General features: G+C 49.1%; 11 protein-coding genes and 1 pseudogene. 4 read left to right on the plus strand and 8 right to left on the minus strand.

Going from position 1 to position 13,595, the window contains the following annotated elements:
• Position 1 precedes the first annotated feature (1 nt).
• From hsdR to BRW63_RS29635, 6 genes are all read right to left on the minus strand, one after another.
• Positions 2-2,380: an EcoAI/FtnUII family type I restriction enzme subunit R gene (gene hsdR, locus BRW63_RS19910; protein WP_181314437.1), complete on the minus strand. Its 2,379-nt coding sequence runs from the start codon at positions 2,378-2,380 to the stop codon at positions 2-4.
• Positions 2,381-2,595: 215 nt separating this feature from the next.
• The gene (locus BRW63_RS28430; RefSeq protein ID WP_181314438.1) at positions 2,596-2,760 is read right to left on the minus strand and encodes a hypothetical protein; all 165 of its coding nucleotides are present in this window, start codon (positions 2,758-2,760) and stop codon (positions 2,596-2,598) included.
• Between the two features lie 197 nt (positions 2,761-2,957).
• The gene (locus BRW63_RS19915) at positions 2,958-3,407 is read right to left on the minus strand and encodes a hypothetical protein (protein ID WP_106254090.1); all 450 of its coding nucleotides are present in this window, start codon (positions 3,405-3,407) and stop codon (positions 2,958-2,960) included.
• A 31-nt stretch (positions 3,408-3,438) separates the two neighbouring features.
• Positions 3,439-5,190, minus strand: a complete 1,752-nt coding sequence (locus tag BRW63_RS19920; RefSeq protein ID WP_073074158.1) for a hypothetical protein — start codon at positions 5,188-5,190, stop codon at positions 3,439-3,441.
• Positions 5,191-6,025: 835 nt separating this feature from the next.
• Complete coding sequence (locus tag BRW63_RS19925; RefSeq protein ID WP_083583094.1) at positions 6,026-7,507, minus strand: helix-turn-helix domain-containing protein; 1,482 nt, start codon at positions 7,505-7,507, stop codon at positions 6,026-6,028.
• A gap of 84 nt (positions 7,508-7,591) precedes the next feature.
• Positions 7,592-7,720 (minus strand): hypothetical protein, encoded by a 129-nt coding sequence (locus tag BRW63_RS29635; protein ID WP_262983559.1) that lies wholly within the window; start codon positions 7,718-7,720, stop codon positions 7,592-7,594.
• Between the two features lie 712 nt (positions 7,721-8,432).
• Between BRW63_RS29635 and BRW63_RS19930 the strand changes: the two genes are divergently transcribed.
• The 3 genes from BRW63_RS19930 to BRW63_RS19940 are packed head-to-tail and all read left to right on the plus strand — an operon-like array spanning position 8,433 to position 9,225.
• The gene (locus tag BRW63_RS19930; RefSeq protein ID WP_073074159.1) at positions 8,433-8,642 is read left to right on the plus strand and encodes a ribbon-helix-helix domain-containing protein; all 210 of its coding nucleotides are present in this window, start codon (positions 8,433-8,435) and stop codon (positions 8,640-8,642) included.
• Positions 8,635-8,991 (plus strand): GIY-YIG nuclease family protein, encoded by a 357-nt coding sequence (locus BRW63_RS19935; protein WP_073074160.1) that lies wholly within the window; start codon positions 8,635-8,637, stop codon positions 8,989-8,991. The genes BRW63_RS19930 and BRW63_RS19935 overlap by 8 nt, the downstream gene beginning before the upstream one ends.
• 9 nt (positions 8,992-9,000) lie before the next feature.
• Complete coding sequence (locus tag BRW63_RS19940; protein WP_073074161.1) at positions 9,001-9,225, plus strand: hypothetical protein; 225 nt, start codon at positions 9,001-9,003, stop codon at positions 9,223-9,225.
• 147 nt (positions 9,226-9,372) lie between these two features.
• On the opposite strand, the gene BRW63_RS19945 is transcribed toward BRW63_RS19940, so the two are convergent.
• Entirely contained in the window at positions 9,373-9,615 is a 243-nt protein-coding gene (locus BRW63_RS19945; RefSeq protein ID WP_073074162.1) for a hypothetical protein, read from the minus strand.
• Between the two features lie 691 nt (positions 9,616-10,306).
• On the opposite strand from BRW63_RS19945, the gene BRW63_RS19955 reads away from it, so the two are divergent.
• The gene (locus BRW63_RS19955) at positions 10,307-12,871 is read left to right on the plus strand and encodes a CHAT domain-containing protein (protein ID WP_223257443.1); all 2,565 of its coding nucleotides are present in this window, start codon (positions 10,307-10,309) and stop codon (positions 12,869-12,871) included.
• Positions 12,872-12,967: 96 nt separating this feature from the next.
• Here BRW63_RS19955 and BRW63_RS19960 read toward each other — a convergent pair.
• A pseudogene (locus BRW63_RS19960) lies at positions 12,968-13,482 on the minus strand (transposase); the annotation flags it as partial.
• Positions 13,483-13,595 lie beyond the last annotated feature (113 nt).

A 13,595-nucleotide genomic window follows, 5' to 3' on the forward strand; every position in this document is an offset into this window, starting at 1 on the left:
TCTACGCGGAATACAACAGAATTTGTAACTGGTCTACTGCCTGCTTCAGTTGGTCGATTCCCCCAAAGCATTCGGCAACCTCACGAACGTTACCATATTTCTCCTCTACTGCTTTCACCTTCAGCGCATCTGGGAGCGCAAGCTGCTCGACACCGCCCAGAGCATAGCTCTCGACCAAAATCTCTAAAATGTCTCTCGCGTCGTCGCCGTACTGCTCAAAAAAGTCCTTCCGCTGACGGCGCAATCGTTCTGCTCGTTGCTTACAGGTCATCACAGGTGCATCAAACGCAATGTGACACAGCAGATCAAACGGGTCAGCGTCCGGCTGATTTGTCACCGCTTTGAGATCCTCAAAATCAATTCCTCGATCGGCAAGCTGCTGCACAATCTCCGATCGCTGTTCAGAATTTGCCCACCGCTGCTGTATTTCAAACGTCGATCGATACAGCGTCCGAACCTGCTCCCCGGTGTAGTCCACTAGCTTAAAAGTCCGAAGCTGATTGCCATTCGGGTCAAGCTCATAAACGACCTCCCCAATCACCTCACATTGCCCTCCATCGAAGTAATATTTACGCGGCAGCGCATTCTCCTCTTCTGGAATGCCCGTAAAGCCAGTTGGAGCATCATCTTCAAAATCGATCTCTTCAATCTCCGGCTCAATCACTTCCTCACTGCCGTCAACCGTCTCTCCTACATCGTCGATCGCCTCAATCTCGATCCGAGTCGGCTCCGCATCAAACGCCGGATCAGCGAATAATCGCGTACTCGTTGTGTAATCCAAAATCGTAAACGACAGCTTCCCATCATCCTCATAGACACGAGTCCCACGCCCGATAATCTGCTTAAAGTCCGTCATCGACTTGATCACCCGCACCAACACCACATTCTTACAGGTCGGAATATCAACCCCAGTACTCAACAGCTTTGAAGTCACCGCAATCACAGGCGATCGCGTCAAAACGTCCTTAAACTTGTAAAGCTGTTCTTTCCCCACATCTCCCGCAGCCGACGTAATCCGGCAAACATAATCGGGATGCTGCTGCACCAAATCAGCGTTGAGATTGTTGAGCGCCTCCACCATTTCCAAAACGTGTTCTTCATCCACACAAAACACGATTGTTTTCGCAAAGCGATTCGTCTTCTTGAGAAAACTCGTAATGTGACGTGCGATCGCGCTTGTCCTCGCTTTTAGCGCCACCGATCGATCAAAGTCTCCCGTTTGATACTCCTCATCAGGAATTGTGCGCCCGTAGCGATCGAGATCATCAGGGCTAGGTCGCCATCCCAATGCATCGTAAGTCGTGCTGACCCGATGCACTTTATAGGGCGCGAGAAACCCGTCACCGATACCATCCTTCAGCGAATAGGTGTAAAGCGGCTGCTTAAAATATCGGTAGGTGTCAACGTTATCGTCCCTCAACGGCGTTGCAGTGAGTCCGAGTTGATAAGCAGGGTGAAAATACTCCAAAATCTCGCGCCAATTGCTTTCATCGCGGGAGCTTCCTCGGTGGCACTCATCCACCACGATCAGATCAAAAAAGCCAGGACTATATTGCCGATACAATCCAGGACGGTTCTTATCTTTGGCGATTGCTTGATAAATCGCGAAATAAATCTCGCGGCTCTTCACCACTTCGCCCTGAATTTTGTGCAGAACATCCTCGTCAAAGGCTGAAAAGTCCTTCAGCATCGGATCATCCACCAAAATATTGCGATCTGCCAAAAATAGAATTTTGGGTCTTCGATACTCTCCCGTCGTGTTCCATCTCATCGTCCAAAGCTTCTGGCAAATCTGAAAGGCAACTGTTGTTTTTCCGGTTCCCGTTGCCATTGTCAGCAGCGATCGCTCTCGTCCGACCAGAATCGCTTGAACTGCCCGATTAATCGCAATGCGCTGATAATAGCGAGGAATTTTGCCCCCAGTCAGATCAAACGGCGTGAGTAGATTTTCAGCAATCTCATCGCTCAACCCCTCCGACCGTCTCCACCGTGCCCAAAGCTCCTGCGGACTGGGAAACGAATTCATCTGCGTCATTAACCCAGTCGTGTAGTCAAACTCAACGATTCCCGCCCCATTGGTCGAATAAGCAAATTTCAGCCCCAACAGTTCGGCGTAGGTTTTTGCCTGTGCCAATCCATCCTGCGGCGATTTGTGCTGACGTTTCGCCTCGACGACTGCTAAAGGAAAATCACGAGTGTAGCAAAGCAAATAATCTGCGAACTTCTTCCGCCGTCGTCGCGTCCGTCCCCCGGTTGTCAAAATTCGACCCGCATCGATCGCATACTGCTCGGTAAATAGATGGGGATGCTGAGAGCTTTCTTCCCAGTCTTTGAGCTTAGGTAGAACGTATTTCCGGCAGGTATTCGCCTCGTTGAGCATGATCAGGCTTTGTCCTCAATGCTTCTTTCAGTGCAGTCGCTTCACCGTTTGCCCGTTCTCTCAAGGAGGTATCGTTTTACACTACGAGTCAGGGCTGCTCATAGCCTAACTCAGATTAATTGCAGTCACCTAGAAAGCGCGATCGTAACCGCTGGTTCTAGAACCAAACTTTTTATTGTCGGTTGATCGACGAGACGACAAGAAAACGAAAGAGGTCAGCCTTCTAGCTCACTGTCCATCTGTTGCAACTGTGCCAGCAGTTGAACCGCATCATCATACGTGACGTGTGCCGTGGTCTTCCGCAACTGTTCCATCACAAACCACTTGTACTGAGGCAACGACCATCCAATGCGCGTCGTTTCCCGAAAAATCGCTCTCATCACCGTTTCTTGCGCGTCCGTGTACTCAGGAGTGCGGTCTGGATAAAATGCAGGCGGTTGACCCGACCCAGAAAGCTGAAAAAGTTCCGTTGGGAATGGGTGCGACCTCTACCTGATACTAAAGTGACTCAAGCCTCCTGCTGATAAGGTTTTTGAACGATTTCACAGTAGTCTTTTTGATTATTCATTGATCAATTTTACAGGCACTCAAAACCCTTATGGAGCAAAAGGTAATCGGTTTTTTCCAATGTATCGGATGGAGGTCGCACCCTTGGGAATCGCTGAATCATTTGTTGAAGCGGAACGGGATCTTGATTCCAACGATCATCAGGGCAAAGATACCAATCAGCGGCTTCGAGGAGAAAATCAGGCGGTGGGGACGTGTAAAAGATTGCCTCCTGACCCTGTTTTTCTGGCGCAATGTACTCGGCTGCGGCAGCCTGATCGAGCCACTCTGTTTCGGCAGCGATCAGAGATCGTGCCTCCACTCCTTCTGGTAATCGCAATCGCAAAAGTCCGGCTTGCCACATCTCAACGCACGTATCGAGGTCAAGGTTTGGCATCCCTTGCCACTCAACCCGCTTCTTCGTTTCGTTTGCTTTTGGTTTGACCGAAGGCGGAGTGCCAAAGCCCTGAAAGTTAGCCATTGCAAGTTCTGGACGGTGGGTTTCTCCTGCATTATCCCATGTCACTTGGAGAGCTGCGATTTTGGTCTTCTAAAGGGGTTGAGTCTTGGAGATCGTTTTGAAGCAACTGCATCGAAACGTTCAACACTCTTGGATTGATTTCTGCCCATGCCAGTGCCTCTGCCATCAAGATCGGATCGCCAGACGCGAGAAACTGTTGCATCCGGGCAATCAGTTTTGCATTTGAAGCTTCACGCTTGATCTGTTGCTGACGTTGCCCCGCGATTTGAGACGCTTCCTGCCTTGCCGCTTGGTGTGCCTGAATATCTGCAAGGGTTTGCTGAACGAATTGAGCGCCGCCTAAAGACCCAGAACCCTCTTCTGATAAAGCATTACCATCTAACTCTGGCTGAATTTCGGCTAGAGAATCGCTAGAACCATTAGCTGGCAAGTCATTACCATCAAGGCTAGGTAATAAGCTTGTGAGACTGTGACAGTCGGATGCGCCCCCAGCGTAATCTGACTGTCCATCTTCTCTTACAGCGTTTCCAAGACTAAATTTATCCTCAGTTAAATAGTTGGGATGCCACAAGTCTCGATGGCGATAGAGAGATCCACCTCCAATCTTGTAGCCCAATAGTGTTTTGAATCGAGCCGTAGCATTAGAAGGCAGTGATCCCGTTTCCAGCAGATTTGCGATCGCACTTCTAATACGTTCTCTTGTTCGTTCTGATCTCTGTTGATTCCAGGTGGGAGCCTGCTCGATCGCTTTCTTCAACTCTTCAGAGGTGGCCTTGAATTTTCCTTTCTGGTCGCCGTAGTGGAAATAGTGACTACTCTCAATACACTTTGCCCATTCTTCTGCGCGATGCTCGATCTCATGCTGATGCTGACACCACTCCTGATAACCGGGAAGTGCTCTTGCCGTTTCGATAATGTCTTCAATTAAGGCGGTTCCTTCGAGGGGTTTCCCGCTAGAGAGAACGTGATGGAAGATGTACGATCGCATCGTGATGCGTCCCAACAGTCGGTTAGTTTGTCCTGAACCTGTCCAACCGAGTTCGATTTCAGCGTTGAGGTCATTGACGAACTTATCGGCTTTCCCAGAAATGCGGAAGAGGTTGCGTTTGGCTTGTTTGAGAATTTGCTTGAGGAGCTTGACGTCTAAATCATTGCGATCCTGTGCAAAGTTCCATTGTTGAACGAAGACTTGTTGGTTACTCCAGATGGGTTGAAAGTCTGAGTTGAGGAGATAAGAACCGGTTTGCATCGGGAGCCGGTGCGCGTTGAATAGGCTGGGCGCACCTTCGACGATGTAGGGTCGGGGGTTAGGAAAAGCTTCGAGTTGTCCGGGGTTGAGTTTGAAGCCAGCGTTTTCAAGAAGCGTTGTAATGGCGATCGCGATCTGCCAGCTACTCTGCGCTTTAGAAAATGGAAAATATAAATGCAAACCGCCGCTGTAGCTGGAGGTACAAATGAGATAACCTACCAGTCCTAGCGGTTCTAGGGCAGCAATGATGCGAGAAATGGCAAACGGATCATGATTGGGGTGATAAGGGCTGCCCGCGTCAATATCGAGCAAGCAGTAGCAAGTTTCTGCCCCGAAGCGAACGCCGTAGAGATAACTTCCCTGATGAATGACTCGATCGCTGAGAGGGTGACGAGTCTCAGTTTTCCACTCCACCTTTGTACTAGGGTTAGGATGCTCTGCCCAAATGTAGTCATAGCGATGCGGAAAGAGCGCAAGAAATTCGTCGCTCCATTCCTGAACATAGCGAGAAGGGGAAAAAGAGATCGTGCTCATATCTTTTCCCAACGCTGATTACAACTCAAGATTTGCTTTGATTGCGTCATGACTTTGCGCTCGCGCTCGGATCACGTTTGGTTATTGAACGATCGTTGTCTGATCGGGATCGGTTATAGCAAACGCCAAGTAGTGATCAGGCTCTAAAATCAAGCAATTCTGTAATCAATTTGATTACAGTAATCAATGTCTTCACCTCTAAAAGCTTGAGAACACGAGGATTAAATCACTCGATCGGGGGTAGGGTTCTAGAGGAGTTGGGTATGAGGGTCTAGAATTTTTGGGTGGGAGGTTCTAGAAGACTTAAAGGGGAGGTTTCAGCCTATTGGGGGTAGGGTTCTAGAGATAATGGGGATAGGGTTCTAGAGCTTTGGGAGTGGGGTTCTAGCGGGGTTTAGGGGTAGGGGTCTAGAAGATTTTGGGGATAGGGTTCTAGAATGAACTGTAATCAGTGCTGCTGTGGGGTAAGGTTCTAGAAAGCTGGTGTAATCACTCGGTTGGGGGTAGGGTTCTAGAAAGCGTGTAATCGTTTCTAAAGCCTTTCAGCGTCTGATTTTTAACAATTGTGATGAGTTAATAATCGCCAGCCTTGATTACTAAGTTCAAAGGCGGTCATTAGATGAACAACTGCTGAAATCCCTTGAAACATCAGTTTAGGGAAGCATCAAAGCCAAAAGATACGATCGCTCAGTTTGTAATCATCTGTAATCACTTTTTGTAATCACTTTTTGTAATCACACCCTGTAATCACCTGTAATCATGACTGAGTTTTGAAGTAAATCCGATTAACCTTGTAGGTCTGTCTAAAGGCTAAAACCATTGGTAACAAAAGCTTTTACTCGAAAATCCGATTTAAAATCTGCTCATTCTCAGAACTAATCGATCGTTCTTCGTTTTCAATCAATGAAATCAAACCTTGACTCAAACCTGACAGTTTTGCTAACTTGCGCTGACTCCATCCCTTAGCTTGCCGGAGCGTTTTAACTCGGCTCCCAGTCAATTTAGAATCGACTTCATTGGGTTGAGGCGTGTGCAAAGTTGCTGATGATTGAGATGACTCTGGAGAGGTTGCGATCCAGTCTTCAGAGGGAGTGATCCACAGATAGGCAGCGAGTAGCTTGTCAAAAAAACCTCGTGGGCGCTGCATATCGTCTCGCCCAAACCCCGGTGGTTGAATTTCTGGGAGATAGGTATTAGGGTCAAATTGGATTAACCAACCGCGATCGTGCAGTGCCAACAAGTCTTCATCCCAGGTGCTTGCTAGTTTTTTACGATACTCGCTGTTTGTTCTTGCTTGCTCAACTTTTTCGGCTCCGTAAGCCACTTCCATCACGACTTGTACATTCAGCGGCTCATGGCGATTAAACTGCGTTTTGAACAGTAGCCACACCATTAAACGGGCTGCACCTTCGCGGTGTTGCCACAAACTCATCACGCTTTCTAGCACAGCCTGGGGCAGATTTCCTTGCTGACAATAAGCACTGCGATCGCCTCGTCCTTCTTCGTTGAGAAAATACTTTGCCCACAGTCCCGCTTTGAAGATGAAGGTAATGTTAGTGAGTTCTTTATTGCCGAACAAATCTTCTTGATAGTGATAGTGAGTTCCCAACAAGTGCCACAGCCGCCCCTCTTCGACGGTGAAGCCTTTGATTTTGCCTTGAGTTGCCCAAGAGATAAAGGTTGTAATTTTGCAGGGCTGCTTGGCTAATTCTTCGATCAGGGCTAACTTTTCTTGTCGGTTTTTGTCGGTGCGTTTTTTGAGTCCCAAATAGGCTTCGATTTGACGATCGTCGATGATCAACTCTTGCTCCCAAGGGCGCTCCATCTGAGCTGCATAGATCAAGTGCATACAAGCAGCCCGAATATCAAACGTGTCGATGACAGCAAGCGCGGCTGCACCTGCTAAGGTTGCGGGGCGCTCATCCTCTAAATTTTCTGTCACCCAGAAGTGAATCGCGCCTTGCCCATCTCCAATATCTCGTGCGTAATAGAGTTTCCCATTGAGGTCATTATCCCAGGGGAGATGTTTGCGCTGCGTGAGAATGCTGCTTGCCTCCCAAATGGGTAGTGCCGCCGCCATTCGAGTCGTTTGACGATCGCCAAAGAGATTAGGACTCGTTTTAGGGTGTTCTGAAAGAGCGGAGGATTTTGTCTTTGAGGACTTCGCAACTTCTGGGTTAGGCTTTTGAGGTTTACGAGTGGCTGCTTTCTTTTTTGAAGGCGATTCTTTGGGAGTTGCATTTTGGGTCGATTGCTCCTCAACAGAAGCTTTCGCCAAGCTAGAACGCTTTTTATTGGCGTTATCTTGATAGGACATATTCAGCTTCCTTTGGCGATTGTCTCTGAGGCGCAACGCGATCGCTCGAATTATACAGGCTTACTTGCAACTTCGGAATCTGGCTTAACACTTTAAGCGGTTCTGAATTGGAGACAGAACGCTCAACACTTCAACGATCGCTCTACCTGTGGCAATGATAGCGCTAAAAATAAATCCCACAAAAAAGACTCGACAGAGATCGGGTCTCCACAAAATCTGTTTGGTGATCTCTCACAATCTACGCCACTGCCCGACCTTCCTTAAGCCGATAAGTGAAGTGAACTGCGGTATCGGGCACGATTTGGGCTGCTAACGCTTCAAACTGCTCATCAGTCGCATAGTTAGCTTCTAACTTAGAGTTATAGTCTCGCTGTTCGTAATGCAGTAGCGCGTAGATGCCAACCTGCGTACTGTCACCATGCCAAGTTCGGTAACGTAGCTGTGGCTCAAAGCCAAGGCTCTCTGCTAACTAATTTGATCGCGTCGATCGACGATATATTCTTGATCCGGTGCAAGTCCAGATAAAGCATAATTTCTCCTGGCTTTAGCGTTAACGGCATTTCCTAGATTTGAGAAGTTGCACGGTTCATTGGGTTTCACTCCTGAGTCTACGGACAAATTTGAACGTTCCATTTTTGGATGGAGTGCGTGTAGCCTGTTGTGGTCTACCCTGTATTGTTACCAGTGTTCCGCCTTGCCACAAGCAAATACGGGTAAGGGAATCAAATAATGGGAGGGCAATCGAAATTAAGCCCAAACCCAGGCATTTGTTTGCCATGATGAGAATGCCTTTACGAATGTAGCTAGGGGGAAGATTGTGAGTCAGACCCCTAGTTTTTGTGCATCTAGACAGTAACGCACTCTCACGCATAGTGAAGTACTCTGTAAACAAATGCAGTGAATTAACGCTAGGAGGGTACGATCAATGGCGGTATCAGAAAATGAGTCTGTGGCAACGAAAAAGCCAAAGTTAACGGCATACGTGGAAGAAGGGGTGGACAAAGCGATTGATCGTGAAGCAGCCAAGGAACGGCGTTCTCGATCACAGATGGTTGCTTTACTCATTGAGGAAGCATTGAAAGCGAGAGGATACGAGTTTCCGACTGATTCTTCTTTGGAGTCGCAAGATGAGTGAAGCGCTCAAAGAAGAAGCACGGGAGATTCTTGAAACTCTTTCGCTAACCTCATTTGAAAGTTGTTATCCACTCAGTCGCGATTTTGAAACAGTGCCCTCTAATCCAGGGTTTTACGCCTTCCGTCATCGTAGGAAGGGAATCTTATATATTGGAATTGGCAACAATCTCAGGCGACGGTTTCGGAATGGGCATAAAGCATTAAGTTGGGCATTTGTGGATCGACTTGATTCGGATGATGTCAGGATTGCTATCGTAGAGATGGGACGGCGAACCCCTCTAGAGGTTGAATATCTCGAAACACGGATGATCCAAAGTGCTCGACCAGGCTATAACACTCGTATGAAGTAGGAGGAATCGATGCAAACCACTACAGACCATCTCACACCTGAAGCAGCTCAGACTTTCCTAAATATGCTTCCAGACAAGATCAGGCTGGGACTCCAGACCTATGCGGCTCAAATCGAGCAGCCCATCGAAGCGGTGATTGAGATGGCGATCGCAGGATTTCTGGATGAAGATTCGATCAGCTTCACAGGTTGCCGTCCTTTAGCGGGTATGAGTTTCAGCAGGAAAGCGCATTAGAAGCCTCGACCTTCATTATCTGCGATAAAACTGCCGTTCTCCAGCCATTAAGCAGTAAACGATCGAGCCTCGATCACCTCACCGTTTCGCTGGTTTTCCAGGCTTTCCACATAAGCCACAGCAACTCGATCGACTCAGCAATTCTCATTATGAAACGAGTCTATTGGGCTTCAGCGATTTACGAGTTTGTGAACAATTGTCAAACCTCTTTTCTGTAAGGGTTCTAGAGACCCTATTTTCCATAATGAGAATTGCTGCGATCGACTGGCATTCAACTGGTTGCGGGTTTTGTTTGAAAGCTGCTGTGAAATCTTGAATAACAAGGTCAAATTGAGCTTGTAAAGCAACAGCACGATCGTTTTTAGTCGTTTCTTTGCTGCTTTTGCTCATAGTCCCGATTTCAAGGCAGGACTAGTTTGGGGTTCTGCCACTGAAACCTCAAAAGGGATGAATCACAAAGGAATTAGCCCTGGCAGAAATGCCAGAGATTGATCAGACTGTATGTCAAGGGTTTCAAGCCGTAGTGCAACTGGCTGAAGCGCTCAAAACGTAGCCATAAGCGCCGGAGTTTACCCTCCCACGCGAACACTCGCTCGATGGGGCGAAAGCGTTCCTGAAAGATTGCCGGGTTGAAGATCGGCTTACGTCCCCGCTTCGGAGTCTTTCTAGCCCGCGGACTCGCCGGAATATTTGCAACTATGCCGCGATTGAACATAACAAACTACGATCGTTCCCCTTCGGAACTCAAGGTCTGTCGTTTGAAGCACGGTAGCTTCAATTCACCGCGTGTTCGTCCCCGTTCAGAACTCGAAATTTATTGTTAGGAAAGCGATAGCTTCGCTTCCCGTAGGGTGCGTTCCTCTTTAAAGCTCAAAAATTTTTGTCTGAAACACGATCGCTCCTTTTTCAAGCTGGAAATTTGTCGTTTGAAGTGCGGTAGCTTCACTTCCCGTAGGGTGCGTTCCTCTTCCAAACTCGAATGCTGAAGATTAGAGGTGCGATCGTGGACAAATAATCTCTATGCATCAATAATTTTGTGAGCGTGTTCGATCAAATACTTTGTGAATCGGAGTTACTGAGCTTGAGATTTGCATATGTTTTGGCGATCGAGAGCGATAACTCACTACAGACGTTTTTACCTGGTGCTATGACTTCTCAACGTTGCCCGATCGTGTCAAAAATGGCTTCGACTTTGCTTTCGCTGGGTCTGTTTGCTGCCAGCATTGGCGTTTCTGCGAGTGTTGTGCTGCCTGTTTTGGGTCAGGAGGGTCGATCGTTTTCTGCCGAGAAGGAAACTGCACTTAAGGAAGCAGCACGGCTCAATCAACAGGTAGGGCAGCTTTACCAGCAGGGCAAGTTTAATGAGGCAATTCCCCTGGCAGAACAAGCATTAAGTATCCATAAACGAATTCTGGGTGAGAACCATCCCGATGTTGCCGCCAGTCTCAACAATCTAGCATTGCTGTACCAGAATCAGGGACGCTACGCTGAGGCAGAACCCCTTTTCAAACAATCGCTGGAGTTGAACAAACGCCTCCTAGGTGAGAATCATCCCGATGTTGCCACCGGCCTCAACAATCTAGCAGGACTGTACCAGAATCAGGGACGCTACGCTGAGGCAGAACCCCTTTTCAAACAATCGCTGGAGTTGAACAAACGCCTCCTAGGTGAGAATCATCCCGATGTTGCCACCGGCCTCAACAATCTAGCAGGACTGTACCAGAATCAGGGACGCTACGGTGAGGCAGAACTCCTCTACAAACAATCGCTGAAGTTGAGAAAACGCCTCCTGGGTGAGAACCATTCCCTGGTTTCTACCAGCCTCAACAGTATGGCATTGCTGTACTGGAGTCAGGGAAATGCTGGAGATGCGACCGACCTCTTCACTCAAGGGCTGCAAATCGAAGAACGTAACCTGGACATCAGTCTCACTGTGGGTGCAGAGGCACAAAAGAAATCATATCTCGCTACTATTGCCGGAACCACTGATGCTACTATTTCCCTGCACCTGCAATCTGCTAACAACAACCCCAACGCCGCCCGTCTCGCCCTCACCACCCTCCTGCGCCGCAAAGGTCGCATCCTCAATGCCCTCACCGATGGAACGCAACGCCTGCGCCAAAACCTCACCCCCGCCGATCAAAAGCGTTTTGACGACCTTGCAGCCGTCCGCACCCAACTCGCCACCCTCTACTACAGCGGACTCGGCAAACTCACCCCTGAACAATACAAAGACCGCATCACCCAACTCCAACAACAAGCCACCCAACTCGAAGCCGACCTCAACAACCGCAGCGCCGAATTTCGCACCCAAAGCCAGCCCATCACCCTCGAAGCCATTCAAAAACAAATCCCCGCCGATACCGCTCTAGTAGACCTGATCCGCTACCAACCCTTCAACCCTAAAGCCAAACAATCTGAGCAATGGGGCAAACCTCGCTACGCCGCCTACACCCTCACTCCCCAGGGCACCATCCAAGCCATCGATTTAGGAGAAGCTGACGCGATCGACCAACTCGTCGCCAAATTCCGTCGCCTTCTGCAATCATCCAACATCGACCCCAAACCCGTCGCCCGTCAACTCGATGCCCTCCTGATGCAGCCCATCCGCACCAAACTAGGCAACACCCGCCAACTCCTGATCTCCCCCGACAGCCAACTCAACCTCATCCCCTTCGCCGCCCTCGTAGACGAACAAAACCGCTACCTCGTCGAATCCTACGCCATCACCTATCTCACAACTGGACGTGATCTATTGCGTTTGCAAACCCATTCACCCAGCCGTCAGCCACCCATAATCGTTGCCAATCCCGACTACGATCGTCCCGGTGATCCCAATTCCACCGCACAGCTTCGCAGCAGCAATTCTCCCATCGTTGCTCAAAAATCCATTCAGCCAATCTCCCCCTCACAGCGTAGATCGGGCCAGCGATCAACCGACCTCGCGACCCTCAAATTTGATTCCCTTCCCGGCACTGCCGCAGAAGCCAAAGCGATCTCTCCCAAACTCCCTGACGCGATCGTTCTCACAGGCTCTCAAGCTACCGAAAACGCGCTCCAACAAATCCAATCTCCCCGCATCCTCCACATCGCCACCCACGGCTTCTTCCTGCAAGATTTCCCTTCACTTACCCCCAACAAAACCCGCGCCAGCGCACTCCCCCTCTTTGAAGGAACCTCCACCGCTCCCGCGATCGGACTGGGCGAAAATCCCCTGCTGCGCGCCGGACTTGCCCTCGCTGGATTCAACCCCCGCAAAAGTGGCACCGAAGACGGCATACTCACTGCTCTCGAAGTCAGCAATCTCAATTTGCGCGGGACTCAACTGGTCGTTTTGTCTGCCTGCGAAACCGGACTTGGTGACATTGCCAACGGTGAAAGCGTTTATGGGTTGCGCCGCGCCCTCACCCTCGCCGGAGCCGAAACCCAACTCATTAGCCTCTGGAAAGTCAGCGACGACGGCACCAAAGACCTGATGGTAAAGTACTACGATCGTCTGCTCAACGGCACCGGACGCAGCGATGCCCTCCTCCTCACCCAGCGAGAGTTCCTTAATGATTCTCAGTATCGCCATCCCTACTACTGGGCATCCTTCATTCCCTCTAGAGATTGGCGACCTTTGAATCTGACTATGGGACTGGGCTAACGCTGATGGGGCCGTCAGAGGTGATTGCAACCAGTGCGATCGCTTCATATTACGGCGTGACGTTTGATTATGATCTTGAGTTTAACGGAGTTAGTGTCACGAATTATTCGCGGAGGCTTTTCGGTTGTGTTTGGCATGATCGCGCTCCAGCACCATACAAAACACAGTCAGACAACTCGTTTCATTTGGAAACGCACCAATCTCATCGGACTTCGCCCGAAACTCACGGAACCATCGCTCAAGATGATTCGTAGTCCGAATATGGCAGTGTAGGTCGTGAGGGAATTGATAGAACGTCAGCGTTAATTCACTATCTTTGAGGAAGGTACGCACCGCATCTGGTTCGAGCAATTGCCACTTTTGAGCAAAGTCTTGCAACGGTTTCTGTGCTTGATTGACATCGGTTGCCTCGAAAATATCATCCGCATCACTCGTGATTTCAAACCGTCGTTGTTGCTTGGCATCAGTCAGTTTGAGCGATTGTTTTTGTGCGTCTAGTTGCGGTAATTGCTCATAGTTTAAATGCCGTGCGATGCCTCTAACTTGTGTGTAATACAGCGTTGTTGGTGGGCATTCGGAAAGTAAGCCGCAATTGCTTGAGGTAATCCTAAACGGGTGCGACCTTTATTTGATACCCTTAGAGCGCAATGGAAAAGCCATATTGATTCAGCTTGTTCCAGAATTGATCCCAACGGGTTGAGGTTAAGACTAACGCTCTCAAACT

The sequence above is a fragment of the Phormidesmis priestleyi ULC007 genome, from assembly GCF_001895925.1.
Taxonomy (GTDB): Bacteria; Cyanobacteriota; Cyanobacteriia; order Leptolyngbyales; family Leptolyngbyaceae; genus Phormidesmis_A; species Phormidesmis_A priestleyi_A.